The organism is Companilactobacillus paralimentarius (assembly GCF_963227125.1).
Taxonomy (GTDB): domain Bacteria; phylum Bacillota; class Bacilli; order Lactobacillales; family Lactobacillaceae; genus Companilactobacillus; species Companilactobacillus paralimentarius.
Map to the genome: position 1 here is coordinate 1726750 of NZ_OY724131.1, position 26495 is coordinate 1753244.

The window sequence follows — 26495 nt, forward strand, 5'->3', positions numbered from 1 at the left end:
TTTATCATCATTTAACATTGACTTCATTTTTATTTTAAAAGACTAGTCTTATTTATAAAATGATGTGGACATATAATTACAGCGATGATATATTGTAAGCGGATACAAGAGAGGCGAATTTAAGGAAAGAATTATTAGTAAATAATCTTCAATTTACTAATTTAAATGATTATTAATACATATTCTGGGGGAATATAAAATGAAAAATGGTTTTTCTGAATTTCTAAACAAGAAAATCATGCCATTCGCTAACAAATTAGCCGCGAATAAGGCCTTAATGGCTATTCGTGATGGTGTTGGATTTGCTATCACCTTAATCATTATTGGATCTGTTCCACTTATTATTAATAGTTTACCCTTTGACAATTGGACACAAACTTTACAAGGAATCAAAATTCCATATTTTGATAATCTAAGTAATCTTTTAAATATGATGACCAACATGACTTTTGGAATAATGGTAATTCCAACTGTTTTCGGTATTGCATATAGTTTTACAAAGAGTCATATTCACGATGAACTAAAATCAATTGGTTCAGGTTTCGTTGCTTTAGGATCATATTTAACAATTACACCTGTTATCACAAATAAAGCGGGACAAACTGGTGTTGATCTAACTTATTTAGGAAGTAAAGGACTTATCGTTGCCATTATCCTTGGTTTGATTTCTGCCAAAATATTTTCAATGTTCATTGAACATAATGTTGAAATTAAAATGCCTGAAAGTGTTCCACCTGCAATTTCTAAAACTTTCAGTGCTTTATTGCCTGGTTTCGTAATTATTTTCATGTGGATTTTAATCGCCATTATTATCGGTATGTTTGGATTTAACAACATACATGAAGTTATTTTGAAATTATTAAATAAACCTCTATCATTCTTAGGAGGTACTCTAGCCGGTACCCTGATTGCCGTCGGACTAAACAGTTTAGTTTGGAGCATTGGTGTTCACGGTACTGTTATTAACTCAGCCATGAATCCTATTTGGTTGATGAATTCTGATGCCAACAGATTGGCTCTACAACATGGTAAAGAAGTACCAAACATTGTAACCAACTCGTTTATGGATAACTTTACTTATATGGGTGGATCAGGTGCTACTGCTTGTTTAATTCTTGCCTTATTCATCCTCGTTCTTATGAAGAAAGCAAGCGCTGAAAGTAAGGCTATCACTTCTGTTGGTACAGCTCCAGCTATCTTTAACATTAATGAACCAGTCATGTTCGGTTATCCAGTTGTATTTAACGTAGCTATTATTATTCCATTTATTCTTGTCCCTATGGTTTTTGCGACAACTACTTACTTAAGTATGAAATGGGGACTAGTGGCTAAACCAACCGGTACTGTATTAAATTGGACAATGCCACCTATTATTTCGGGATATCTAGCAACCAATAGTATCAGTGGTGCCGTCATCCAAGTTATTAATTTAGTAATTGGTACTCTAATATACTTACCATTCGTTGCCTCAATCAATAACAAACAAGTTTTAACTGAAAAATTAGACGAAGAAAAAGCATAGGAGAATTATAAATGTCGACAAGATTAATTAGTGCTACTGCAAGCGAAATATCTAAAATGACCAAAGAGGAACTTTTAACTTCCATCAAAGCTAGTGAAGGACGCGTAGTTTTAAGTGAAAATGTAGTCATGCATGAACCTGTTGAGGACGGAATCACTATCAGTGAAATGACTAAAGCTTCAGGCGCTGATATGATTCTTTTAAATGCCTTTGATACATTAAATCCCATTATTTTGGGAATGCCTGATCAAGAGAATATTCAAAACGCCATTCCTAGAGACTCTGTTGTTAAAGAATTAAAAGAATATGTTGGAAGACCCTTAGGATTAAATCTTGAACCGATAGATTTAAAGGCTGAAATGTTAGAAACAAGATTAGAAATTTCCAAAGGTCGACAAGCAAATGAGGAAACTTTAAAACGTGCTAAAGAATTAGGATTCGACTTTGTTTGCCTAACTGCCAATCCAGGAGTTGGAACTTCTAATAAAGCTATTACTCATGCAATTGAATTGGCAAAGAAGTATTTGGTGGTGTTATTATCGCTGGTAAAATGCATAAAGCCGGCGGTAACGAACCAATCTTTACAGAACAAGCAGTTAAGGATTATATTCAAGCTGGAGCTGATATCCTTCTACTTCCTTCCGTTGGCACTGTCTGGGGTATTAGAAGAGAAGATTTAAAAATGGCCGTTGATTTGGCCCACGATAATGGAATTCTTGCCATGAGTGCTATTGGAACCTCTCAAGAATCTAGTCAACCAGACATCATCAGGACAATGGCATTAGAAAATAAAGAAATTGGTTTTGATATTCAACATATCGGCGATGCTCAAAGAAATAGATTCGAAAACATCTCAGAATTAAAAAAATCCATTTCAGGTTATCGTCACTATATTGCTGGCATATCACGAAGTGTAAGAAGATAAAAGATATAGGAAAAGGAGTAACTAAAATTATAAAGTTTGAAGTAAACCCCTTAGTTTGGACACAAAACCAAACTAAAGGGTTTTTCTTATGGTCAAATTCAATTTAGATTTTAGAATCAAAGTAGTAACTGAATACTTTAGCGGTTATGGATCCACAGCTTTGGCTAAAAGTTATGGGGTTGCTAAAGAGGACGTGATTCTTAATTGGGTTCATAATTTTGAGTTACGTGGCGTCGAAGGGCTTGAGCCATGTAGAATGGATTTAAATTATTCAAGCAATAGATGAATTTCGACAATCAGATCCAAAATATACAAAAATACGGCTATCGACGTATGACTAAAGCACTTAAAGAATTGGGATTTACAGTTAATCACAAGAAAGTTCTTCGTATCATGACTGAACATTCTTGGTTTTGCCAAACGTTCAATCGTCAAAAAAGAAAATATAATTCATATAAAGAAACCGCTGGAAGAATAGCTAAAAATCATTTAAAACGTCGTTTTAATGCTGATAGATCTTACCAAAGCTGGTGGCTGATATTAGTGAATTTAGATATGGAAATATGAACTAAAATGACCGTGTTTATTTAGAACCAGTCATGGATTTATCTTCCCGAAAATTACAAGAACAAGTTAGCCACTTGTCCAAAAAATAAATACGAAATATATCAGTGCCAGAAAAGTGCATTTCTAAACTCCACAGAAACTAGTGAATAGTTCCCGTGGAGTTTTGTAGTTCAACAACTTTCTAGGCATATCATTGAGCTTTGATTCAATAGAGGATACTAAATCTGGAGCAATAGAATCGAGTGACAGCCCTTTGGGCAAGTCACGACGAATCATTCTATTATGTGCTTCATTGGTTCCTCTTTCTGAGGAAGTATATGGATGTGCAAAATAAACATCTGAAACTCCAGACATAACAGAATCGAGATTAGCAAATTCAGGACCATTATCTGCGGTTATCGAGTTGATAATGTGACCGTAATTATGTTTGATCTCTTCCATAGCGTAATCAACAGAGTCGGCATCTCTACCGTCAATAAGTCGCATTATCTCGAATCTGGATTTACGCTCAATAAGTGTTAAGACTACGCTCTCGTGACCATTTCTCTTACCAACGATAGTATCAATTTCAAAGTCACCAAAATCTTCTCGCAAGTCAACGCTCTCAGGACGTTCCTCGATACTTCTACCCAATAGACGCTTATGTTTCTTCGAAACGTGTAGCTTGGTAGATCTATTCATTTTGTCGGTTAAGTCTATATTACGTATCTCTAAACGTTGTTCATCGATGTACTTATAAAGAGTGGTAGTTGATACCATTTCATCTTTAAAGAATAACCCATCGACACGTGATCTACCTGCGATTATATCTGGAGACCACCCCTGTTTGAACTGTTCTACAAAGTAGCTTAGGAATTGTTTAACTCGATTAAACTTAGAAGGTCGATGACACTGCTTACGCAGCGTGTCATAACGTAATTGAGCGGTATCAGGGTAATAATCATTAGAGAAATATTGTTTCCCATTAACCTTTTTAACCTGTCTTACGGTCCCTCTGCGGATCTCATTATTAATAGTTTGAGGGCAAACGCCAACGGCGTGAGCAATCTTACGATTTGAGAATCCCAAAAGGTGAAGCGAAGCTATTTCACCACGTTCAATTTCAGTTAAATGGTGTCCCTTAGGTCGTATTATGGTATCATTTTCTTGCATCAAGACGAAAAACCTCTTTCATTGTTTGTGTAGGAACTCCAATGATACCTGATTTTTTCGTCTTGGTGTTTTTATTTTGAGCTTTTATTGAAAGTGGCTAACTTGATTATAAAATTCGCCGGATTTATCTTCCGGAGAAATATTAGTTTTTAATATTAGTGAACATCCAACAGTTGAGTTTGCCATCAAGACAAAACTAAAAGGAAAGCCACCGGTAAAATACCGAGAATTTTCCTTTCTAAAAGCAGCATAATTAATTATCCAAACTTAAGGGTTCAGATCAAGTTACTCCTTTTTATTATTCCGCTTATAATTCTACGAGTGAACTAACAAAGCTATCAAATACCTAATTATTTAATAATCTCCCTATTCTTGTCCTTCAAATTAACTAACAAGATGATTCCAAATAAGATCACTGTAACTAAGAAAACATTATGCATACCTTCAATAATAATTTTTTGCATGATAGGAATTAAGTTACTAGCTGAATCATGATTGGAACTGATAAATCCATTAACTTGTCTCAAACTCACCTCTGCATGATTACCAACAGCTTGATTGATCGACAAGTTAAACACCAATCCAAATACTCCTGTCATGATGGTTTGTCCCATCGTTCTTCCTAAAGTTAACATTGATGAGGCTGTTCCAACCTCAGTATCCGAAACTACTTCTTGTGAAATCAGTGTATTCATTGTAATTACAATACCTAACCCCGTACCGGTGACACCAGCAATTACATAAAACATAATCATCGGAAAATTAGTTTTAGCAAAAACTAAGGTTAGATAAAACAGCATTTGTACTATAACAATTGGAATAGTAATTAATTTAGGAATAATTCTTTTCACTAAGCTCCCCACAAAGAATGATGCAATCAACCACATTACTGGACTCGGTGTAACTGCCAAACCAGCGACAGAGGCAGTAACTCGATAAACTGATTGTAGCCAAATAGGAAAATAAACTTGAAAACTTATTTGTATCCCACTTAGTAATAATGCAGTCAGAATTTGAATTGTAAATAATTGATTCTCAAAAAGTTGCAACGGTACAATTGGATCAACTGACTTTTTCTCGAAGTGTACTAATGCTATTAAGGATAATGAAAAGACCAGTGCCACAATTATGATATATATTATATTTAATTCTTGACTACTTAACATTTGGAATAGAAACAAAAGTGAAATTAAAGACAATGATAAACTCAAAATCCCTTTATAATCTATTGGCCGATGTGTTTTAGTAGTCCTTTTACTTCCTAGTCCAAACAGAATCAATACCAAAACTATCAAGCCTAAAGGTACGTTAATGAAAAAAATCCAATGCCAATTAAGTTTGTCAACAATGAAGCCACCGATAATGGGTCCTAGCAAGGCCGAAATTCCCCAAGCTGTATTATTTAAAGCCAATTTACTGGAACGTTTATCATAGGAGTATAAATCCGCAATGATGGTGAATGTTATTGGCATAATTGCACCAGCACCGATTCCCTGAATAGCTCTGAACAGTATCAAAAGGTAAATATTAGGAGCAATTCCACAAAGAAATGACCCTAAAGAAAAAATCATCAATCCAACAATAAATATCGGTTTACGGCCTAACTGATCAGACAATTTTCCATATATGGGAGTACTGACCGCTGTCGTTAACAGATACATTGCAAATACCCAGCTTTGCATTGACAGGCCGTTTAATTTACTAATAATTGTCGGCATAGCCGTCGTAATAATGGTTGTTTCTACTGAGGTCATAAACGTAGCAATAAAAATTGCAATCATTGTCAACAACAAGTTCAATCTTTTATTTTTTAACATAATAACATTTTCTTTCTTAGTTCGATGATCATCGAACTAAAGTACAAAATTTTATAGGGTATCTAAAAAAAATGGCAAGAATTCGGTAAAGGTATCCATATTAATCGACAAATATTTAATTTGCGCTTCTTTTCTAGTATTAGTCAAACCAACTTTACGCAGTTTCTTAAAATGGTAGGAAACGGTTGATTTGCTAAGATCCAATTTTTCACCGACTTCACCACAAGTCAATTCACGATGCGCTTGATATAGAATTCGAATCATTTGTAACCGATTGGGATCTGACAAAACTTTAAATATCTCTGCTCTTTGAATATCTTTTTTATCTATTTTCATAAATCTATTGTAAATCTTCTTCTAAAATATTTATAAAATATAGTATTAAAAAGACGATTTGGCATTTATTAGTCGCCATGTTATTGCAATGACACGATTCTTTATATAACATATTTAATGATGAAAGCTTCATATTAATAGAAAAGAGTGATCTCATAATGGAAAAAACGTTGGTCGTCAACGCTGGTAGTTCATCCCTAAAATGGAAACTGTTTGAAATGCCATCCGAAAAGGTTCTAGCAAGTGGTACCGTAGAAAGAATCAATGCCCCTGCTTCCTTATTTAAAATGAAATATAACGGTAAGAAGTTCGAGAAAACACAAGATAACTTAACTCAAAATCAAGCCGCTCAAATGGTTTTTGAAGAGTTACAAAACTTAGACATTATCAAAGATCTATCAGAAATTACGGCTGTAGCACACCGTGTCGTTGCTGGAGGCCAAGTCTTCAAGCATGCTGTTGAAATTACACCTGACGTGTTGCAACAAATTAAAGATCTTAGTGATTTTGCACCCCTTCACAATCCTATGGAAGCTAAGGGAATTGAAACAATGGCTGAAACTTTGCCTAATGTTAAACAATATGCCGTCTTCGATAGTCAATTCTTTACCGACTTACCTGAAAAGAATGCTATCTACAGTTTGCCATATAAATTAACTAAGAAATATCAGATTCGTCGTTATGGTGAACACGGTATTTCTCACACTTACTTGACCAAACGTGCCGCTGAATTACTTAATAAGCCACAATCAGATGTCAACTTGGTAACCATGCATCTAGGTAGTGGTGCATCACTCGCCGCTGTTAAAAATGGTAAAGCCTTTGATACTTCAATGGGATTCACACCTCTCAACGGTGTCACAATGGGAACACGTTCCGGAGACATCGACCCAGCCTTAGTGCCCTTTTTGATGAAAGAATTAAAACTTGATGATCCTAATCAAGTTCTAGATATCTTCAATCAAAAATCTGGTCTCTTAGGTATTGCTGAATTCTCTTCCGATATGCGTGACATCAAGGCCCAAGAGGATACCAATGAACAAGCCAAGTTAGCCATTGATATATTTGTTAACCGTGTTGTTAAATATGCTGGTAGTTTCCTAACTGAATTACATCGTGCTGATGCTCTAGTCTTTGCCGGTGGCATTGCTGAAAACAATGCTTGGTTAAGAAAACAGATCATCAATGAGCTTTCTATCTTTAATATCAAACTAGATGACAAATTGAACGAAGCCGCTCAAGAGGGACTCATTAGTAGTCCTGATTCTGCTATCAAGGTTTTCTTGATTCCTACTGATGAAGAACTCATGATGGTTCGTCAAGTTGCTGAAATTCACAATTAAAATTTCTTATAAAAAGTGTTAGTCATAACGGCTAACGCTTTTTGTTTCTCAATTTTGTGAAACAGCATATCAATTGACAATACATTTTGTCTGGTTTATTTTGTACTTATGGTCAATTGATGCGAATTAATTATGTCAACAATGACTTTTTGTAACATGCATATTTTACTAACAATAAAAATAGTTTGTAATACGAAAGGAAGTTAATTTAATTGCGGAGGATCAGTTCAGAAAAAGTAGAAAAAATCGGGACAGTCGCGAGCGCCATGTCCGTTCTGATGTATGTTTCATATATTCCCCAGATTATATCCAATCTATCTGGTACTAAGGGGAATCCTATACAACCACTCGTTGCTTTTATCAACTGTACTATTTGGACAGCATATGGATTACTCAAGAAAGAAAAGGATTGGCCAATTGTTTGGGCTAATATTCCTGGTATTTTTCTTGGAGCAGCAACTTTCATCACTGCAATATTTAATTTTGGTTAAAAAAACATCTATCTAGAGCGCATAAATTTTATGCTACCTCTGAATAGATGTTTTTTAAATTTTATTTTAATAAACCTTTTTTAACTAAATAATCACGAGCCACAACACTGGCCTTTTTATTCTTAACACTGACTTGATAATTCATCTTCTGCATATCTTCAGCAGAGATCTTACCAGCTAACTTGTTCAAGCTCTTAACAACTTCAGGATTTTTTTTAGCAAAGCTCTCATTCATCAAAGGAGCACCCTGATATGGTGGGAAGAAATGCTTATCATCCTTCAAAACCACTAAATGATATTGTTGAACTTGTGGATCCGTCGTATAACCATCTACCAAATTAACGCGATCATTAGCAATCGCCTTGTAACGTAAAGAAGGTTCCATTCGTTTAACGTTAGCAAAATCTAAATTATATTTCTTCTTCAATCCTAAATAACCATCAGCCTGATTAGAAAAGTCAGGATCGAATCCGGCAATAACTTTATCACTTACTCGTTGTAAATCGCTTAACTTGGTAACGTGATACTTTTTTGAAAATTCCTTGGTCACAGCCAAATCATAACCATTTTCGTATTCCATTGGTTTTAAGAAACTCATATTTTCTTGCTTCGACAATTCCTTTTTAGCAATTTGATAAGTTTTTTCCGGACTCTTAGGCGTTGGTTTATCGTATTTTACTAATGCTTCCAAAACAGTACCCGTGAATTCTGGATAGATATCAATATCTTGGCGTTTTAATGCCTTATATAAGAATGTTGTTGCACCAAAATTAGGTTTCAAAGTAATTTGAGCCTTAGGATTATCCTGTTTGATCAAGTCCTTATACATATTAATCAATATCTCTGGCTCACTGCCTAATTTACCAGCAATTGTAATTTGGACTGGTTGTGGTTTTACCATTTGATAAACCTTGTTGCCACCAAATCCTAATAACATCAATAGTATTATCACACCGCCAGCATAAATCCGACGTTTTGACGAGCCAATAAATTTCAAAAGGCCACTGAAAATAAAGGCTAACAGGGCTGACAAAACACCACCGATAATTAGATAGTAATTATTATTCTGTTGAATACCCAGCATAATATAATCCCCTAAACCACCAGCACCAATAAAAGCGGCTAATGTGGCCGTACCGATAATCATAACTAAAGCAATTCTGATACCAGAAATAATCATTGGTAAGGCTAATGGAAATTCCAAACGTTGTAATCTCTTCCACTTTGACAATCCAAAGGCAACCGCAGCTTCCTCCAGATTAGGATCAATATTGGTCAATCCTGAATAAGTATTTTGATACAACGGCATGATAGCATACATAGTTAGTGCTACCACTGCTGGCACCGTTCCAATTCCTACAAGTGGAATTAATAATCCTAACAAAGCTAAACTGGGAATAGTCTGAATAATTCCAGCAATTTGTAGTCCCACTTCACCAAAGCGACGATGGTTCCGTAATAAGATAGCTAATGGAATTGCAATTAGCATGGCAATCAATAGTGAAATAAAAGAAATGCCAATATGTTGATACAATGATTTTAAGATTTCAGTACGTTGACTGACTAAAGTCTGTAGTAACATTTGCATTATTGATTGTCCCCCTCTTTTTCAAAATATGCTAACAATTGCTGAGGGGTCAATGAATAAGCCTTATTCTGATAGCTAAACTTTATCTCAGTATGATCTTTTAAACTGTTAACTAATTCGCCAAACTGCTCCACCTCAGGATAATCAGTTGAGTTTTGAATTTCTGTTAAAACTTTGGACCCAATCAAGAAATCCATATTCCACCAATGTGGTGTCTTAGTACCAAAGAATTTCTTAACGAAATCATTGGCTGGATTTTGCATGATCTCATGTGGTGTTCCTACTTGCTGGACCTCACCTTGATTTAAAATGGCAATCTTTTGACCCATTCGCAAAGCCTCTTGCATATCATGTGTTACAAAGACAACTGTCATCTTATATTTGGCATGCAATTTTAAAACCAAATCCTGTGATTTACGTCTCAAGACAGGATCTAAAGCACTGAATGATTCATCCATCAAAACTAATTTAGGACTAGTTGCTAAAGCGCGAATAATGGCAACACGTTGCTGTTGCCCACCAGACAGTTCATCAGGCATCCTTTTAGCATACTTCTTAGGATCAAGTTCAACCGACTCTAGTAATCCAGCAGCACGTTGATGGCGTTCTTGTTTGGAAACACCCTTTTGTTCCAATTGAATTGCAATATTATCTTCAACATTTAGATTAGGGAATAGACTACTATCCTGCAATACATACCCCATGTCTAAACGTAATTTTTGCACATCATAGTCTTTAATCTTCTTATCGTCAAAATAAACATTCCCATCAGTAGGAACTGTTAGTCGGTTCAACATTCTCAATAACGTAGTTTTTCCACTACCACTGGGACCAACCAAAACAAACAATTCACCATCATCAATTGTCAAATTGATATCATGTAAAACGACGTTTTTCTCGTACTTCATTCCGACTTCTTTGTAGGTAATCAAATTATTTCCCCTCTCTAATCAACTTACCCTAATAATAAATATCTTCCAACTTTTAAACAAAAAATTAGCATAATAATATTTACGAAAATTTCAATAACAAGTTAGCCACTTGGACAAAATAAATTGAATCCAAGTGATATCAGTATTTGAAGTTTATAAATATGTCTTTAAGCGCCACAGGAACTAGCAAAGAGTTCTTGTGGCGTTTTATAGTTCAATAACTTTCTAGGCATATTGTTGAGCTTAAATTCTATGTCTCTTATTACTTTTGGGCTGACTGTATCCAGTGACAGCCCTTTGGGCAAGTCACGACGTATCATTCGATTATGTACTTCATTTGTTCCACGTTCACAAGATGTATATGGGTGTGTGAAGTAAACATCCGCAACGCCAGCCATATCAGATGATAGATTAGAGAACTCAGGGCCATTGTCTGCAGTGATTGAATTGATAAGATCACCATAGTTCTTTATGATCTCTTTCATAGCATAATCTACAGAGTCGGCATCTCTACCGTCAATAAGTCTCATTATTTCAAAGCGTGTCTTACGCTCTATGAGCGTTAAGACGACACTCTCATGGCCATTTCTTTTGCCCACAATCGTGTCTATCTCAAAGTCCCCAAAGGATTCTCTGCTATCAACACTTTTAGGGCGTTTCTCAATACTACGACCAAGTAGACGCTTATGCTTTTTTGAAGTATGTTGCTTAGTCGGTCTAGTTGACTTTTCTACCAGATCAATATTCCGGATTTCAAGTCGTTGTTCATCAATATATTTGTAAAGTGTAGTAGTACAAACCATTTCATCTACTAAGAATAATTCTTCGTTCTTAGCTCGTCCAACGGCCGTATCAGGTGACCATCCATTATCTATGAACTGGCTTACAAAGAAGCCTAAAAAGGCTGTGACTTGGTCGAATTTAGAAGGACGATGGCAAAGCTTACGGTTCTTTACATACTTTTGATGTGCAGTGTCAGGAAAGTAGCAATTCAAGTGTTGAACTTTACCATTAACTTTCTTGATCTGCTCAACAGTACCTCTGTTAATTTCATTATTAATAGTCTGAGGTGAAACGCCGATAGCTTTAGCTATCTGGCGATTCGAGTAGCCAATTGAATGAAAGGAAGCAATCTTTCCACGTTCAATTTCAGTTAAATGATGTCCTTTAGGACGATTTATGATATTCTGTTCTAGCACCAAGACGAAAAACCTCTTTCATTGTTTGTGTGAGAACTCCAATGATACCTGATTTTTACGTCTTGGTGTTTTTATTTTGTCATTTTTCTAAAGTGGCTAACTTGATTATAAAATTCGCCATAATAATATTTATTTGTTCACTTTCCATAAAATAAACTATACGCCAACGTTACAGTCAAACTTTTTCATATATTTATAAAATGCTTTTTAGAAACTATCTACAATGATATTCTTATGTAAAACTAAATACATTTATTTAATTAAGTCTTCTAGTCAAAAAATGTTATTTTTTTAAGCACAAAAAAGGGCTGTACGATAAATAGAGTTGATAGGCATTTTGCCATCAACTCTATTTTTGTATACCATTTATTAATAAAACTATTTTAGAACATCAAAAAGACACCATCCATACCTTTAGATGTTCTACCCTCTACAGCTTCACAATGAAAGGAATTTGAATGATGTCCCTAAGTAATAAGTCTATACGAAACGCTCTTGAAATGAAAGATGAAAATATTATCTTTACTGAAGACTCAAAATTTATGTTAGTTAATGGCATCAAGTCCTTAGTCTATTTTGCAATGCTAACTAAACAGATTGACCGTTGTCTTAACTGTGGCCTTGCAGGCCACTTAGTTAAGAATGGATTTAATAAAAATATGATAGTCGCTCCATCATTATCATTACGTCCAACGTATATAAGTCTGAAACGTCAAAAGTATAAATGTAAATCTTGTAACTCTATCTTTGTAGCCAAAACTAGTTATGTTTGGGAATATTGTCAAATCGCACAACCTGTTAGACAAATGATCTTATCAGAAACTGCTTTTAATACATCATTGAAGGATATCGGCAGACGTTTTAACGTCTCCGATAAGACCGTTCAACGTATCATCGATGAAGAAGCCAAGATGCACAAGAAATCACTTCCTGAACATCTTCCTAAGCACTTGGCATTTGATGAATTTATGTCTACTGACAAGATGAGCTTTATTTGGTTAGATAGCGATAATCATCGTACGGGTGATATCTTGCCCAGAAGAACTTCATATCAAATCAGTAAATACTTCAGTCGATTTCCTTTGAAAGTCAGAAGACAGGTAAAAACTATTTCTTTGGATTTAAATGCCGGATACATTAATTTAGTACCAAAGTTGTTTCCAAAGGCCAAAGTCGTTGTTGATAGATTTCATATCGTTCAGATGATGAATCGTTCTCTCAATTCAACTAGAATACAGGTAATGAAACGAATGCCTAAAAGAAGTAAAGAATACTTGTTCATGAAGAGAGATTGGAAAAAATTCTTGGAATCATTCGATTCCATCGAAAAGATAAACCCTAAGTATCAGTACAGTGTTGGTTATTATGAAACGGATCTAAATTTAATCACAAAGTGTTTAGATTTGGACGAAGGTTTCGCCAAGTCCTACGAAGTATATCAAGATATTTTAAAGGCTATTAGAACAGGCGATACTGATACAATGAATCAGATACTACTCAATTATCATCCACTCAATACCGCTATGGATCAAACAATGACATCATTAAGAAAATATCGTAAACAAGTATTAAATGCACTGAAGCTTAAATATTCCAACGGATTTTTAGAGGGAATCATTGGAAGAATAAAAAAGATAAAAAGTAGTGCCTATGGATATCGTAGTTGGAACAACTTTACTGAACGTATAAATATTCAAATGTTTTGGCTTCGAGCAAGCTCATCAGCCAAATAAAAAAACAGCTAGACCATTTATGGTCTAACTGTTAACTTGAACCGCCATCAACTTGATTTGACGAACAGCCCAAAAAAGACCAGAGCCATAATCATTTTGATTATAGCCCTGGTCTTCTTCATTTATTTTTTTATAACCATAATTCTATACTTTATAGTAGAAACGAGCTACAAATGCTCAGAATCTAAGCAGGCTTGCTCCGCTCTCTGTCCTAGAATTCAGCATTACCTGGTGTTCTTGGGTAAGCAATGACGTCACGGATATTTTCCATACCTGTGATGTACATAACTAATCTTTCAAAACCAATACCGAAGCCTGAGTGAACTGTACCACCGTACTTACGTAATTCTAAGTACCACTTGTAGTCTTCTTCGTTCATATCAAGTTCAGCCATTCTACTTTCTAGCTTATCAAGACGTTCTTCACGTTGTGAACCACCAATTAATTCACCAATTTCAGGAACTAACAAGTCAGCTGCAGCAACAGTCTTACCGTCATCATTAGCACGCATGTAGAAAGCTTTGAATTCCTTAGGATAGTCAGTAATAAAGACAGGCTTCTTGTAAACTTTTTCTGACAAGTAACGTTCATGTTCTGATTCGAGGTCAAGTCCCCAGTAAGGTTTAACTTCAAATTCAACATCAGTAGCTTTTTCAAGAATATCGATTGCATCAGTATAAGTAACATGAGCAAATTCTTCGCCAGCTGTGGCTTTCAAACGATCGATCAATGTATTATCAACGTTTTCGTTCAAGAAATCTAGTTCTTCTTTAGCATTGTCCATTACATAGTTGATAACATATTTAAGTAACTCTTCTGAACAGTCCATCTCATCTTTAAGGTCAGCAAATGCCATTTCTGGTTCGATCATCCAGAATTCAGAAGCGTGACGTCCAGTATGTGAGTTTTCAGCTCTAAAAGTTGGTCCAAATGTGTAAACATTTCTGAAGGCCAAGGCAAATGGTTCAACTTCTAGTTGTCCACTAACAGTTAGGTTAGTTTCTTTCTTAAAGAAGTCTTCATTATAATCGACTTTGCCATCGTCAGTCTTTGGTACGTTGTTCATATCCAATGTTGTTACTTGGAACATTTCACCGGCACCTTCAGCATCGGAACTAGTGATAATTGGTGTGTGAACATAAACGAAACCATTGTGTTGTAGATATTCATGAATAGCAAAAGCAGCTAGTGAACGGATTCTAAATACTGAATAGAAGGTATTTGTTCTAGGACGCAAATGAGCTACAGTTCTCATGAATTCATATGAGTGAGCTTTCTTTTGTAATGGATAATCTGAATCTGAAGCACCTTCTTCAACTACTTCGGTAGCATGAATTTCAAATGGTTGTTGTGCCTTAGGAGTAAGGGCAACTTCACCGACAACTTTAATTGTTGTGCTGATTGGGAACTTAACAACATCAGCATAGTTATCCATATCACTAGTAATAACAACTTGAACATTCTTAAAGAATGAACCATCATTTAACTCAATAAAACCTACTCGTTTTGAACCTCTGATTGTACGAATCCAGCCATTAAGCGTGACTTGATCACCGTCAGCAAATTCTTTTTTATATAAATCTTTAACTAAAACGTTTTGCATTGATTTCTCCTTTTCACATCTGGAATACTGTAGACGAAAAAAAGATCCTCCATCCCCAATAAAAGGGACGAAAGATCTTTCCGCGGTACCACCCAAGTTTTTTAAAAAACACCTCAAAAGTACATTAAATACTCTCCAATTATAACGTACTGGGTCACGTCTAAACCTACTCTCCTATGATTTCAGCTAGAATAACAAAGATGTTTTTCCTATATACCGACACGTTAAGTTCTCACTCACCTTAACTCCCTGTGGATAAAGTATACAGTACTCCTTCTTTTAATATCTTTAGATATATTAATTTTCTTAAATGTAGCATAACTTTGACTAAATTGTAAAGTAGAATATAGATATTGAGGAGGAAGATCATGAAAAAATTTTTTAAATGGCTAATTGGTATCATTATTGCCATCATCGCAATCATATTGATTTCTATTATTGTCGTTAAAAATAAGGAATACCAACCTTCAACTGCAGCAATATCAGCTAGTAAAATTAGCACTACAGATGACAATATAACCAAATTTTCAGGAAACGACCAAAATCCTAAAGTCATTTTCTATCCTGGTGCTTTAGTGGAACCCAAGAGTTACAGCATTTGGGCTAAGAAAGTTGCTCAAGCGGGATATTCAGTTTACATTGTGAGATTTCCATTAGACCTAGCTGTTCTAAAAACTAACATAGCTAATCAAGTTTCTAAAAATAATGGATATGTTATTGGAGGTCACTCATTAGGTGGAACTATGGCTAGTCGCTATGCTCACAATAATCCTAAAAATTTAAAGGGCGTCTTTTTCTTAGCCAGCTATCCTGAGAAAAAAGGTGATTTACGGAAAACTAAGGTTCCGGTTTTATCAATTACTGCTTCAAATGATGGCGTTTTGAAATGGAAAAACTACAATAAAGCCAAAAAACTACTACCAAGTAATACACTTTATGAACAAATTCAAGGTGGAAATCATGCTGGCTTTGGTAGCTATGGCAAACAGAGTGGCGATAAATCTGCTTCTATTAGTAATCAAAAACAACAAAATATTGTAAGCAGATTATTAATAAATTGGCTAAATAAAAAAATTACCAAATAAATTAAAGCGTTTTCATAAATTCCCACAAAAGCGCATACATTTTTGTTATACTGTCACTAGTCGCTACAATTTTTGGGGGAAACATGACTATTTTATTTGATAAGAACTTAACTTTAACTGAAGATTCAACAACTTTTATTGAGAATTATATTAATTACGTAAGAACTATCAATCCCGAAGACCTATATGAAGGTAAAAAAGATAAAAATATTCTAAAAAATAAATTCATTTTTCGGATTCATCAATTGGCTAATCTTGATTCAGCCATTGTCAGCTTAAGTGTACTTGATAAGAAAATTAATGTCCTAGCCCGTATTCCCGGTTTTGAAACTGTTGTGATCGGCTCCTATCCACTAAATTCTCATCTAAAAAAGATTATGTCTCAAGGAGTTTATCCCACAATAAAAATAACTGGTGGCAGATATAAAAAAGTTGTTCCGACTGATTTTGATAAAGATATTATAAAAAATGGCTTTGAACCATATGGAATAATCCTTGAGCTTCATCAAGTTGAAAATGTTGTCTATAAATCAAGAAAAATCGATGTAATTTATAAGTACGTCTTTAAAAGTGAACGTAGTCTTGTCAACGTTTCAAAAATCTTAATGTTATGTTTTGCCCTCTTCGGCCTTGCATTAGGATTAGGCTTCATGTTTTTAGGTTTCTTCATGACAGGATTAATGGTAATTGTCGCCTTCTTCGGCGTTAATTCTTATACCTTGATTTTGTCTGATACTTATAAACCTAAGCAAGAATTGAACCAAACCCAAACAAATTAGTTTCAAAAAAGGTGTTCATATTTGAACGCCTTTTTATTTTTCCAATAGAAGAGTTATATTACTTTCAGGAAGTGAAAAATATGTTAAAAAGTTATGTCATCGTCATAAGTGGTGTCACTGCCAGTGGAAAAACCACTCTGATTCAAGAATTAAGTCATAAGTTACCTGATTGTAGCCTCATTTCTTTTGACGACTACAGTATAGATGCCTTACCTTCCGCACCACCTATCGATACCCCAATTCAGGAGGCTGTTAACCAGTATGATATCAGTATGCTAATGGATGACTTCCTTAAAGTTTACAATAAACATCATTTCATACTAGTCGACTTTCCCTTTGGGTATAAGCATGACACATTGAAACCCTATATCGACAAAGTTATCTATATAAAAACGCCATTGGACGTTTGCTTTGCTCGTCAAATTCTACGCGATTACACAAACAAGGATGGTGAACAGATACGTGATTGGGTTAAAACTTATTTAAACTTTGCCAGACCAATTTTTGTTAATCACGACAAATATATTAGTAGTGATGCAGACTTGGTTATTGACGGTCTATTGCCACTGGACAAAAAAGTTGGACTAATTTTAAATGAGTTTAAACTGGATAATCTTTTCTAAGCTCTTAAAAAATATAATAACTACAGTCAAAATAGTTTTCTTCTTCAGAAACTAAAACGGCATCCATTTAGAAACGTAATTACATACGCTTATTCTAAATGGATGCCGTTATTTTTTTAAATTCAGAAGAAAAATAATAAATAGAATCTTTTACTAGTCTGGAACAAAAGTTTTTACTATTAAAATGTGCTTACTGATTCTTGATACTTATCATTATGAACATCCTCATTACCAGTTAAACGAACAACGTCCCTTAAAATCATTAACTCCTCATTAGTTGGAATAACTAATACATCACTTTGAGAGTCCTCTGAACTGATTTTACGAGTTCCTTTACTATTTCTATTGGCATCATCATCTAGCTTAATACCCATATAACGGAAATGTTCCATAATCATTGATCGAATATCCGGATTATTTTCACCAGTTCCCGCAGTAAAGATAATAGCATCTACACCGTTCATCAAAGAAATGTATGAACCAATATACTTAACAATTCGATTTATATACATATCTACAGCTAATTTAGCTCTTGGATTCTCATCTTTAACCGCCATTAAATCTCGAAGATCAGGTGATATGCCTGAAATGCCTAATAAACCAGACTCGTTATTCAAGATGTCAGTCATCTCATCAGCGTCAGTAATATTTAGCTTCTTCATAAGATATGTTACTAGTGATGGATCAATATCCCCTGCACGTGAACTCATCATTAGACCTGACTCTGGAGTAAAGCCCATCGATGTATCTATTGATTTTCCATTTTCAATAGCATCTATAGAAGCTCCACTTCCTAAGTGACAAGAAATGATTCGAAGTTTATCTATTGGTTTTCCTAAAAATTCAGCAGCTTGTGTAGATACATATCGATGGCTAATGCCTTGTGCACCAAATTTACGAACTCCATATTTCTCGTAATATTCATAAGGAACTCCGTACAAATAGTTTGCTGGTTTTAGCGTTTGATGGAATGAGGTATCAAATGCTGCGACTTGTATAGCATCTGGCAATAATTTTTCAAATGCCTCAATTCCTGCAACCTGACTAGGATTATGTAATGGTGCCAGTTCTGATAATTCACTAATTTGCTTTATAACCTTTGAATCAACTACAACCGAGTCTTTAAAAATAGTACCGCCAGCAACAACTCTGTGTCCGACACGTGTGATTTCATCATAACTTTTAATTGCTTTTATACTAAGCAAAGTATGCAACGTTAACGTCACAGCAGACTCATGCGTTGGCACATATTTATTTTCGCTTAATTTCTTTCCATCAAATTTTATTTTAAACACGGAATCTTCTTTACCTAAACGATCGACCATACCCTCAGCGATACATTTCTCATCTTGTAAATTAAATAGTTTCCACTTAAAAGTTGAACTTCCTGAATTAACAATTAATACTTTTGACATCTATATCACCAACCAATTACTAAAATATTATACTTATTCATCAATTAATATATTATATTTTGTAACCGTTGTCAACGATTGGGACGTACCACTTAATTATGTGGTTATTACCATAGCAATGATCATTTATTTCAAATAATTCAGAAATTAAAAACAGCATCTATTTAAGATAAACGTATTTATACGTTTTTAAATAGATGCTGCCATTTTAAAGATTTAGAAAAATGATAATAAATAGAACTGGTTAAATCATTTCTCACTTTCTACTTATAATCATTTATACCTTTTTGTAGACGATTCAAACCATCCTGAATCATTTCTGTTGGACTTGCAATATTCATACGAATAAAGTGTTGTCCATCTCCACCGTAAACATCTCCAGGTGTAACGATCAAGCCAGTATCCTTACGAATGAAGTCAGTCAATTCATCAACATTTTCTGTAATTTTAGAAACATCGAACCAAAGTAAATATGTAGCATCGCCTTGAACCCATTTGATTTCTGGGACATTCTCAGCCAAGAAGTTCAAAACTAACTTTCTATTTTCCAAAACTTTTTTCTTCAATTGCTGTAACCACTCATGACCCTTTGTATAGGCTGCAATTGTTCCAGGAATGGCTACCAAATTAGGTTCTGCTAGTTCTTCACTATTCAATCCTCGACTCACCTGAGCTCTTAAATTGGCATCTGGTACGATTACCGTTGAAGCATGCAAAGCGGCAACGTTAAAGGTCTTACTTGGTGATACAGCAACAATAACGTTCTTAAGATATTTTTCTTCCAATCCGAAAACAGGATTATAGCCTTTTTCGTTAAAAGTAACATCCCCATGAATTTCATCACTGAATAATTTAACGTCATATTTTAAAGATAAGGCCGCAATCTTAGTTAATTCATCAACAGTCCAAATCTTACCTACTGGATTGTGAGGATTGCACAGAATCATCATATTAGTTAGTGGATCACTCATTTTCTTTTCCAAATCGTTAAAATCAATCGAATACTGATGATTTACTTGATCATAAAACAAATCATTCGAAACTACATGGCGACCATTATTCACTATTGAATTATAGAAAATATTATAAACTGGTGCTTGAACTAAGACATTGTCACCTAACGAAGTTAACCGACGTACTGCTGAGGAAATAGAAGGTACTACTCCGGTAGCAAATACCATCCAGTCTTCTCGTGGACGTACATGATGTTCTGTTTCGTACCAATCAGCCACAGCTTTGCGATACTCATCAGGAATCTCTTCATAACCAAATAGTCCCATTGAAATCTTATCTTGCAAAGCTTGAATGATTTCTGGAGCTGTTTTGAAATCCATATCAGCAATTGTCATAGGCAATTCATTTTGTCCGACATCCCACTTAGCTGAATTTCCAGCACGTTTTTTATTTAATGTTTCAAAATCATAATCCATCAGGCCACTCTCCTTAAACTTTTTGAGCTACTTTGATTGAGGTCTTAGTCTTATCAATTTCAGGATCATCAAAAATAATTTCATCAACAGATTTAACTTGAATTGAACCGCTGATAGGATTCTTAATACTCATAAAATCAGTTGTAATTTCAGCATCGATATTTGAGCAATATTCAAAGGCCAAATCAGTTCTGAGCAATTTACAGTTAACCATCTTTAAGCCATCGATATAACAAAGGCCTTGATCACTTTCAATTGTACAATTAATCAAAGTAATATTTTTAGTATTCCAAGCTAGATATTCGCCACTAATTTTTGAATCATAAATTACTACGTTATCACAATTCCAGAAAGCATCTTTTGAAACAAAACTAGAATTATGGATTTCAACATTCTTAGCACCATCAAAAACATAATTACCAACAACATTTAAGTTCTCAGCATAAATATTTTCACTATCTTTACCAAAATAATTACCGTTTACTTCAACGTCCTTCATTTTGATATCCTTACAAGTCCACATTGTTTCTTCAGCATCAGCAAAATGAACATTGTTTAATTTAATATTAGATGCACGACGGAAAAGCTTTGGTGCTTGAAGTGCTGAATTGTTAATTTCAATATCGTCAGTATACCAAATACCTGAACGTGACATTGTTTCAAAAATAGAATCATTGACCTTAATATGTTTATCATACCAAAGTGGGTACTTCCATTTGAAAACAACATCATTCAAGTCAATATTACGTGCCTCTTTAAGTGGAGACTCACCTTCACCAAAAGTTGTATCTGTTATTTGAGCATCATGTTCCTTAAACAAGGGACGTTCACCATCAAAATAACCTTCATTTATTTGTTTTTTCATATAATTACCAAACCTTTTTTGTAAAAATTTTCTAACGATAATAATTATTATCCATTACTATTGATATGTTAAATGCCTATTTCAAATACTTAATTATACATTTTTGTTATAACTAAGCATTTTCCACTGACTGTAGAGCATACAGTTCAGCATACTTACCACCTAAAGCTAATAGTTCTTCATGAGTACCTCGTTCAACAATTTTACCTGCACTCAATACCAAAATTTGATCAGCATCTTGAACTGTCGATAATCTATGTGCAATTGAAATAGTTGTTCTATCATCACGCATCTTTTTCAAACTCTTCGTGATACTCTGCTCCGTTTGTGGATCGATATTAGCAGTTGCTTCATCCAGAATCAAAACTTTAGGATTTCTAACAATCGTTCTTGCAAAAGAGATCAATTGTCGCTGACCTGTTGAAAAACTTCCACCACGTTCAGTTACTGGAGCATGATATTTTTCGGGTAATTTCTCAATAAAATCGTCCGCATCAACAAACTTAGCTGCTTGTTCAACTTGTTCATCAGTAATTTTGTCATCAAACATACGAATATTTTTGGCAATATCACCATAGAATAGATATGGCTCTTGAATGACCAACCCTAATTGTCGACGTAATTCTTGAGTAGAATAATCACGAATATCATGATCATCAATCAAAATCTGACCTTCGCCAAACTCATAGAAACGTAACATAATATTGATAATTGAACTCTTTCCACTACCAGTGTGACCAACAAAGGCAATATTCTCACCTGGTTCAACGGTAAATGAAATATCCTTCAAAATAGGTTCATCAGGATTATAACCGAAAGTAACATGACGGAATTCAATTTTGCCTTCAACAATTTTTTCCTTACTAGTTTCGTTTTGTTTAGGTGCATAGGAATCATTATTGAACATTCGCATAATACGATATCCAGCAACCAAACCATCTTGGAAGAAAGACATATAGTTCATTACGTTAGACAACGGATTAAAGAAGTTTTGTTGGTATGACAAGAAGGCATAAATCACACCCGCTGCCACCAAACTATTCATACTCTTCATTCCAAAACCTAATAATGCAACCAATTCCGCCAAGGTAAACATTAGATTGATCATCGGATTCAACAAGAATGAATTGACGTTGATCATCTGCGAACGCATTTGATAATAGGCATTATTCTTATTTTCAAATTCAGCCGTTTTACGTCCTTGTTGTCCAAATTGTTGAATAACACTGATACCCATTAAAGACTCATTCAACTTAGTATTGATTTGACTCAAATACTCACGTAAACGTTGATAAATTTTCGAACTGATATGTTGGTAAACCCAAACGACCAAATACAAAAGTACCACGAACAGGGCTGTAAAAATGGCTAAAGGTACACTAACTGAAGCCATAGCGATAAATGAGGATACCATTGAGAATAACGCAATGATAATCATCAAAAATAAAGTCCAAAAGTTGTATAAAGTTTTAGTATCATTGGTTACACGTGACACGATTGAACCAGCTGGAGTAACATCAAAATACTTCAAACCCAATGTGTGTAATTTATGAAATAATTGACTTCTAATTTTCTCCAAAGTTCGTTCAGCACCCATTGAGAAAAAGAAATTCTGAATGAACTGGACAATGGCTTGAATAATGGTTCCAATCGCATAAAGAATGGCAAATCCAATAATCAGCTGCACACCAGTACTCTGATTAGTCAAATAATGATCCATATAGTATTGCAACATTCTGGGTAACATAATATTAATAATACTCAAAATGATGGCAAAACCGATGGCAATCCCGAACTGCACTTTAAATTCCCAAGCAAACTGAAAAAGCCACTTCAAAATCTTGTTTCGATCCTTATGAGACAATGATTGTACCGTCTTTAAAATATTCTCTTGTTCATTATTTTTCATCATTCAGCCTCCCCTCTAACTCGGCTGTCTTTTCTTGCAAATGGAAGGTATCGTAATACCACCCTTTTTGAGCTAATAACTCTTGATGAGTTCCTTTTTCAAGAATAGTACCGTGATCCATAACCAAAATTTGATCAGCAGCCTCAACTGAACTTAAACGACTTGCAGCAATAATAGTTGTTGCATTTTTACGATTATGAGCAATCCTTTGTTCAATATTACGTTCAGTTTTGAAGTCAACCGCAGACAAAGAATCGTCCAGAATCAACAATTTAGGATCACTCAAAATAGCTCTAGCAATCGCTAAACGTTGTTTCTGACCACCAGACAAAGAAACACCTAGTTCACCAACCTCAGTATCATAACCATTTGGCATTTTTTCAATATCAGCATCAAGATCAGCTACTCGACTGGCATCCTCAACTTGTGATTGATTAGCTTCCATATTGGCAAAACGAACATTATCTCTAATATCAGTTGAAAACAGAAAATTAGTCTGTGGTACATAACCAATCGTATTTAAGTAATTGTCGATATCATATTTCCGAATATCATTTTCGCCCATTTTGATTGAGCCATCATAATGGTCAAAATCACGCATCAAAAGACTGATAATAGTTGATTTACCACCACCAGTTGGACCCACAATTCCTAACGTTTGTCCTTCCCTTAATTCAAAATGAACATCGTGTAAAGCTGTAGCACTGTCATCGTCAGGATAATGGAATGAATGGACATTAAAATCTAAATTACAATCTGTTATTGTCTCAATTGCATGTTTTGGGCGAATTAACGAAGACTTCTCACCTAATAAGTCGCTGATACGATCATAACTAGCTGATCCACGTTCCAAAACGTTGAATAGACTACCAACAGCGTACATTGGCCATGTTAATTGAGTCATATATGTAATGAACGAAACCAATTGACCAATTGTGATCTGCTTGTTCAATACCGACAAACCACCAAAAATAATCGTAATTACATATGAAATTCCCATGATCAAGGTCGTCAACGGATCAAATAGAGCATCTAAACGATAAGAACGTCGATTAGCCTTGATGTTATCATCAACATAATTATTGAAATCCGCCTCATCTTCACGTTCTTGCCCAAGAGCTTTTAAAACCTTTATACCAACAATACTTTCTTGCGTTTTATTATTGATACTAGAGAATTCTGCTTGTGATTTAGAAAAGGCATCATGAACTTTGCCTCCTAAAATATTAGCCATAATTCCCAAAAGAATAAGTGGTAATACTGCCAAAATCGTCAATTTCCAACCAATAAACAATCCCATGGCCAGAATAGTAGAAGTTCCGGTAATTATGGAGTCGGCTAAAGTTAAAATACCTGGTCCTGCAACATCACGTACTGCATCGATATCATTGGTAGCATGTGCCATCAAATCTCCAGTACGCCATTTTTTATAAAAAGTAGCATCCATCTTCATAAATTGACGATAGAGCCGACTTCTTAAATCTCTCTCTAAAACGAAAGAACTTCCAAATATCATTTTTCGCCATAAAAATCTTAAAAGATATTGTGCAATCGCTGTCCCCAAAAAGATCAGCATACTTACTAATAGGAAATTACCCGTGACATTGCGCTTACTAACAGCATCAACGACATTTCCAATAATTTTGGGAGGAATAACATTTACAATTGCGACAATTATTAAAGCTATGACTCCGATTAAATATTGTTTCCATTGGTTTTTGAAAAACCATTTGAGTCGTGAAAAAATCCCCATGTTATCTCACCTACAATCTAAAAAATACATTATTAATACCTTACACCCTAAAGTTAACTTCAGCACAACTTAGAAAGCGTTTTCTGGCTATTTTTTTAATTTTATTACAAAAAAATAGCGGTATTCTCATAATTAAATAAGAATACCGCTATTTAAAGTCAAATTAAACTATTATTACCAAAGTAATTCAGTGTTTTTAACATCATTGATTGTCTTAGTACCAGCTAATTGCATAGTAATAGACAATTCCATATTCAAATGCTCAATAACATCTGTTACACCTTGAGCACCACCGAGGTTCAATCCATAAATAATTGGACGACCAATAGCAACTAAGTCAGCACCACTAGCCAAAGCCTTGAAGACATGTTCACCACGACGAACACCACTATCGAAGATAACTGGCACACGTTGGTCAACTGCATCAGCAATATCTGGTAAAACTTCAAATGAGGCTGGACCACCATCTAATTGACGGCCACCATGGTTAGATACCCAAATACCATCAGCACCAAAGTCAATAGCTAATTCAGCGTCATCAGGTGATTGAATTCCCTTAACGATAACTGGTAGACCGGACATATTCTTAATCTTCTCAATGTCTGTAGGTACGATACCTTGTTTAGCTGAAGCATAAATCTCAGAGATTCCCTTGCCTTCACCATCACCAGCTGAATAACCAGCCAAGTTAGGCATTGGAAGTGGGAATTGGAACTTATTAGCAACATCAGCTTCACGATAACCACCTAAAGTAGAATCAACAGTTAAGACAATAGCCTTAGCACCGGCAGCAACAGCTTTCTTAATTAAAAATTCATTAAATTTATCATCTTTACTCATATATAGTTGGAAAAATTGTGGAGCATCAGGGGCAGCGGCGGCAGCATCTTCAATTGATGTACTTGCATAAGTACTGATTGAGAAGATAGAACCGGCAGCTGCTACACCCTTGGCTGTGTCAGTTTCACCTTTAACATGTGCTAATCCTTGAGCGGCTGAAGGTGCTTGGATAATAGGAGTCTTCAAATCAATATCCCATAATTTAGTACTTAGGTCTGCATAATCAATACCTTGAAGTACACGTGGAGAAATCTTTCTCTTATTAAAGGATTCAGTATTTTGTTTCTTAGTCCATTCATCTTCAGAGCCACCACTGATATAACCAAAGGCACCCTTTTCATTACTCATATGATCCTTCACACGAGCCTCTAGACCAGCAATGTTTAGAATGTCTACATGATTTTCAGCAGTACTTGCTTCATACTTCTTTTTCATTAAAAATCCCGTCCTTTTTACTTGTATTTGTTCAACAGGATCAGTTTAACCTACATTTGTAAATTTTGCTGAGATTTGTTCCGTAAATATCAATTTTTCTTTTAATATTAATGAAATAATTTATTTAATATTAATACTGCATACCGTCTTTCA

The 26495-nt window shown here is 34.8% G+C and carries 22 protein-coding genes, 1 pseudogene and 1 other annotated feature; of the genes and pseudogenes, 10 read left to right on the top strand and 13 right to left on the bottom strand.

The window, feature by feature from the left end; genetic code table 11:
• Positions 1 to 199: 199 nt before the first annotated feature.
• The 4 genes and pseudogenes from ACI6PB_RS08395 to ACI6PB_RS08410 all read left to right on the top strand — a co-directional run bounded on the left by ACI6PB_RS08395 (position 200) and on the right by ACI6PB_RS08410 (position 3014).
• Entirely contained in the window at positions 200 to 1522 is a 1323-nt protein-coding gene (locus ACI6PB_RS08395; protein ID WP_025084938.1) for a PTS sugar transporter subunit IIC, read from the top strand.
• Between the two features lie 11 nt (positions 1523 to 1533).
• Positions 1534 to 2447, top strand: a pseudogene (locus ACI6PB_RS08400) (haloacid dehalogenase-like hydrolase).
• An 88-nt stretch (positions 2448 to 2535) separates the two neighbouring features.
• Entirely contained in the window at positions 2536 to 2733 is a 198-nt protein-coding gene (locus tag ACI6PB_RS08405) for a helix-turn-helix domain-containing protein (RefSeq protein WP_404327291.1), read from the top strand.
• A gap of 47 nt (positions 2734 to 2780) precedes the next feature.
• Complete coding sequence (locus ACI6PB_RS08410; RefSeq protein WP_404327292.1) at positions 2781 to 3014, top strand: hypothetical protein; 234 nt, start codon at positions 2781 to 2783, stop codon at positions 3012 to 3014.
• A 123-nt stretch (positions 3015 to 3137) separates the two neighbouring features.
• On the opposite strand, the gene ACI6PB_RS08415 is transcribed toward ACI6PB_RS08410, so the two are convergent.
• The 3 genes from ACI6PB_RS08415 to ACI6PB_RS08425 form a co-directional block, all read right to left on the bottom strand.
• Positions 3138 to 4166: an IS30 family transposase gene (locus ACI6PB_RS08415; RefSeq protein WP_041501690.1), complete on the bottom strand. Its 1029-nt coding sequence runs from the start codon at positions 4164 to 4166 to the stop codon at positions 3138 to 3140.
• A gap of 350 nt (positions 4167 to 4516) precedes the next feature.
• Complete coding sequence (locus ACI6PB_RS08420) at positions 4517 to 5983, bottom strand: MFS transporter (protein WP_404327293.1); 1467 nt, start codon at positions 5981 to 5983, stop codon at positions 4517 to 4519.
• A 51-nt stretch (positions 5984 to 6034) separates the two neighbouring features.
• Positions 6035 to 6319 carry a metalloregulator ArsR/SmtB family transcription factor gene (locus tag ACI6PB_RS08425; RefSeq protein ID WP_309510827.1) on the bottom strand — a complete coding sequence of 95 codons (285 nt, stop codon included), beginning with the start codon at positions 6317 to 6319 and terminating at the stop codon, positions 6035 to 6037.
• A gap of 158 nt (positions 6320 to 6477) precedes the next feature.
• On the opposite strand from ACI6PB_RS08425, the gene ACI6PB_RS08430 reads away from it, so the two are divergent.
• Entirely contained in the window at positions 6478 to 7662 is a 1185-nt protein-coding gene (locus ACI6PB_RS08430; RefSeq protein ID WP_404327294.1) for an acetate/propionate family kinase, read from the top strand.
• A 221-nt stretch (positions 7663 to 7883) separates the two neighbouring features.
• Entirely contained in the window at positions 7884 to 8153 is a 270-nt protein-coding gene (locus ACI6PB_RS08435; protein WP_034544509.1) for a SemiSWEET family transporter, read from the top strand.
• Between the two features lie 61 nt (positions 8154 to 8214).
• On the opposite strand, the gene ACI6PB_RS08440 is transcribed toward ACI6PB_RS08435, so the two are convergent.
• From ACI6PB_RS08440 to ACI6PB_RS08450, 3 genes are all read right to left on the bottom strand, one after another.
• Positions 8215 to 9741, bottom strand: coding sequence for an ABC transporter permease/substrate-binding protein (locus ACI6PB_RS08440; protein WP_025086304.1), 1527 nt, complete (start codon positions 9739 to 9741; stop codon positions 8215 to 8217).
• Positions 9741 to 10673 carry an ATP-binding cassette domain-containing protein gene (locus tag ACI6PB_RS08445; protein WP_404327295.1) on the bottom strand — a complete coding sequence of 311 codons (933 nt, stop codon included), beginning with the start codon at positions 10671 to 10673 and terminating at the stop codon, positions 9741 to 9743. The genes ACI6PB_RS08440 and ACI6PB_RS08445 overlap by 1 nt, the downstream gene beginning before the upstream one ends.
• 167 nt (positions 10674 to 10840) lie before the next feature.
• Entirely contained in the window at positions 10841 to 11875 is a 1035-nt protein-coding gene (locus tag ACI6PB_RS08450) for an IS30 family transposase (RefSeq protein WP_059075255.1), read from the bottom strand.
• Positions 11876 to 12372: 497 nt separating this feature from the next.
• On the opposite strand from ACI6PB_RS08450, the gene ACI6PB_RS08455 reads away from it, so the two are divergent.
• Positions 12373 to 13605, top strand: a complete 1233-nt coding sequence (locus ACI6PB_RS08455) for an ISL3 family transposase (RefSeq protein WP_227005137.1) — start codon at positions 12373 to 12375, stop codon at positions 13603 to 13605.
• A gap of 211 nt (positions 13606 to 13816) precedes the next feature.
• Here the strand turns inward: ACI6PB_RS08455 and asnS are convergent, their stop codons facing one another.
• Positions 13817 to 15208 (bottom strand): asparagine--tRNA ligase, encoded by a 1392-nt coding sequence (gene asnS, locus ACI6PB_RS08460; protein WP_025086240.1) that lies wholly within the window; start codon positions 15206 to 15208, stop codon positions 13817 to 13819.
• A gap of 60 nt (positions 15209 to 15268) precedes the next feature.
• Positions 15269 to 15501 (bottom strand) — a binding site (T-box leader).
• 75 nt (positions 15502 to 15576) lie between these two features.
• On the opposite strand from asnS, the gene ACI6PB_RS08465 reads away from it, so the two are divergent.
• From ACI6PB_RS08465 to ACI6PB_RS08475, 3 genes are all read left to right on the top strand, one after another.
• Positions 15577 to 16293, top strand: coding sequence for an alpha/beta hydrolase (locus tag ACI6PB_RS08465; RefSeq protein ID WP_056955813.1), 717 nt, complete (start codon positions 15577 to 15579; stop codon positions 16291 to 16293).
• An 83-nt stretch (positions 16294 to 16376) separates the two neighbouring features.
• Complete coding sequence (locus ACI6PB_RS08470; protein WP_404277847.1) at positions 16377 to 17072, top strand: hypothetical protein; 696 nt, start codon at positions 16377 to 16379, stop codon at positions 17070 to 17072.
• Positions 17073 to 17152: 80 nt separating this feature from the next.
• Positions 17153 to 17695, top strand: a complete 543-nt coding sequence (locus tag ACI6PB_RS08475) for an AAA family ATPase (RefSeq protein ID WP_056955814.1) — start codon at positions 17153 to 17155, stop codon at positions 17693 to 17695.
• 179 nt (positions 17696 to 17874) lie between these two features.
• On the opposite strand, the gene ACI6PB_RS08480 is transcribed toward ACI6PB_RS08475, so the two are convergent.
• From ACI6PB_RS08480 to ACI6PB_RS08505, 6 genes are all read right to left on the bottom strand, one after another.
• Complete coding sequence (locus tag ACI6PB_RS08480; protein ID WP_309510823.1) at positions 17875 to 19110, bottom strand: acetate kinase; 1236 nt, start codon at positions 19108 to 19110, stop codon at positions 17875 to 17877.
• A gap of 263 nt (positions 19111 to 19373) precedes the next feature.
• Positions 19374 to 20540 carry a MalY/PatB family protein gene (locus ACI6PB_RS08485; RefSeq protein ID WP_404327296.1) on the bottom strand — a complete coding sequence of 389 codons (1167 nt, stop codon included), beginning with the start codon at positions 20538 to 20540 and terminating at the stop codon, positions 19374 to 19376.
• Positions 20541 to 20553: 13 nt separating this feature from the next.
• Positions 20554 to 21405, bottom strand: coding sequence for a DUF3737 family protein (locus tag ACI6PB_RS08490; RefSeq protein ID WP_404327297.1), 852 nt, complete (start codon positions 21403 to 21405; stop codon positions 20554 to 20556).
• A 112-nt stretch (positions 21406 to 21517) separates the two neighbouring features.
• Complete coding sequence (locus ACI6PB_RS08495; RefSeq protein ID WP_025086143.1) at positions 21518 to 23314, bottom strand: ABC transporter ATP-binding protein; 1797 nt, start codon at positions 23312 to 23314, stop codon at positions 21518 to 21520.
• Positions 23304 to 25067, bottom strand: a complete 1764-nt coding sequence (locus ACI6PB_RS08500; RefSeq protein ID WP_025086144.1) for an ABC transporter ATP-binding protein — start codon at positions 25065 to 25067, stop codon at positions 23304 to 23306. The genes ACI6PB_RS08495 and ACI6PB_RS08500 overlap by 11 nt, the downstream gene beginning before the upstream one ends.
• 174 nt (positions 25068 to 25241) lie before the next feature.
• Entirely contained in the window at positions 25242 to 26342 is a 1101-nt protein-coding gene (locus ACI6PB_RS08505; protein WP_025086145.1) for a lactate oxidase, read from the bottom strand.
• Positions 26343 to 26495 lie beyond the last annotated feature (153 nt).

Bases quoted from the DNA above. Each gene is read 5' to 3' on its own strand.
- ACI6PB_RS08395 (WP_025084938.1), top strand. From the start codon at position 200: ATGAAAAATGGTTTTTCTGAATTTCTAAACAAGAAAATCATGCCATTC.
- ACI6PB_RS08405 (WP_404327291.1), top strand. From the start codon at position 2,536: ATGGTCAAATTCAATTTAGATTTTAGAATCAAAGTAGTAACTGAATAC.
- ACI6PB_RS08410 (WP_404327292.1), top strand. From the start codon at position 2,781: ATGACTAAAGCACTTAAAGAATTGGGATTTACAGTTAATCACAAGAAA.
- ACI6PB_RS08415 (WP_041501690.1), bottom strand. From the start codon at position 4,166: ATGCAAGAAAATGATACCATAATACGACCTAAGGGACACCATTTAACT.
- ACI6PB_RS08420 (WP_404327293.1), bottom strand. From the start codon at position 5,983: ATGTTAAAAAATAAAAGATTGAACTTGTTGTTGACAATGATTGCAATT.
- ACI6PB_RS08425 (WP_309510827.1), bottom strand. From the start codon at position 6,319: ATGAAAATAGATAAAAAAGATATTCAAAGAGCAGAGATATTTAAAGTT.
- ACI6PB_RS08430 (WP_404327294.1), top strand. From the start codon at position 6,478: ATGGAAAAAACGTTGGTCGTCAACGCTGGTAGTTCATCCCTAAAATGG.
- ACI6PB_RS08440 (WP_025086304.1), bottom strand. From the start codon at position 9,741: ATGCAAATGTTACTACAGACTTTAGTCAGTCAACGTACTGAAATCTTA.
- ACI6PB_RS08455 (WP_227005137.1), top strand. From the start codon at position 12,373: ATGAAAGATGAAAATATTATCTTTACTGAAGACTCAAAATTTATGTTA.
- asnS (WP_025086240.1), bottom strand. From the start codon at position 15,208: ATGCAAAACGTTTTAGTTAAAGATTTATATAAAAAAGAATTTGCTGAC.
- ACI6PB_RS08465 (WP_056955813.1), top strand. From the start codon at position 15,577: ATGAAAAAATTTTTTAAATGGCTAATTGGTATCATTATTGCCATCATC.
- ACI6PB_RS08470 (WP_404277847.1), top strand. From the start codon at position 16,377: ATGACTATTTTATTTGATAAGAACTTAACTTTAACTGAAGATTCAACA.
- ACI6PB_RS08475 (WP_056955814.1), top strand. From the start codon at position 17,153: ATGTTAAAAAGTTATGTCATCGTCATAAGTGGTGTCACTGCCAGTGGA.
- ACI6PB_RS08480 (WP_309510823.1), bottom strand. From the start codon at position 19,110: ATGTCAAAAGTATTAATTGTTAATTCAGGAAGTTCAACTTTTAAGTGG.
- ACI6PB_RS08485 (WP_404327296.1), bottom strand. From the start codon at position 20,540: ATGGATTATGATTTTGAAACATTAAATAAAAAACGTGCTGGAAATTCA.
- ACI6PB_RS08490 (WP_404327297.1), bottom strand. From the start codon at position 21,405: ATGAAAAAACAAATAAATGAAGGTTATTTTGATGGTGAACGTCCCTTG.
- ACI6PB_RS08495 (WP_025086143.1), bottom strand. From the start codon at position 23,314: ATGAAAAATAATGAACAAGAGAATATTTTAAAGACGGTACAATCATTG.
- ACI6PB_RS08500 (WP_025086144.1), bottom strand. From the start codon at position 25,067: ATGGGGATTTTTTCACGACTCAAATGGTTTTTCAAAAACCAATGGAAA.
- ACI6PB_RS08505 (WP_025086145.1), bottom strand. From the start codon at position 26,342: ATGAAAAAGAAGTATGAAGCAAGTACTGCTGAAAATCATGTAGACATT.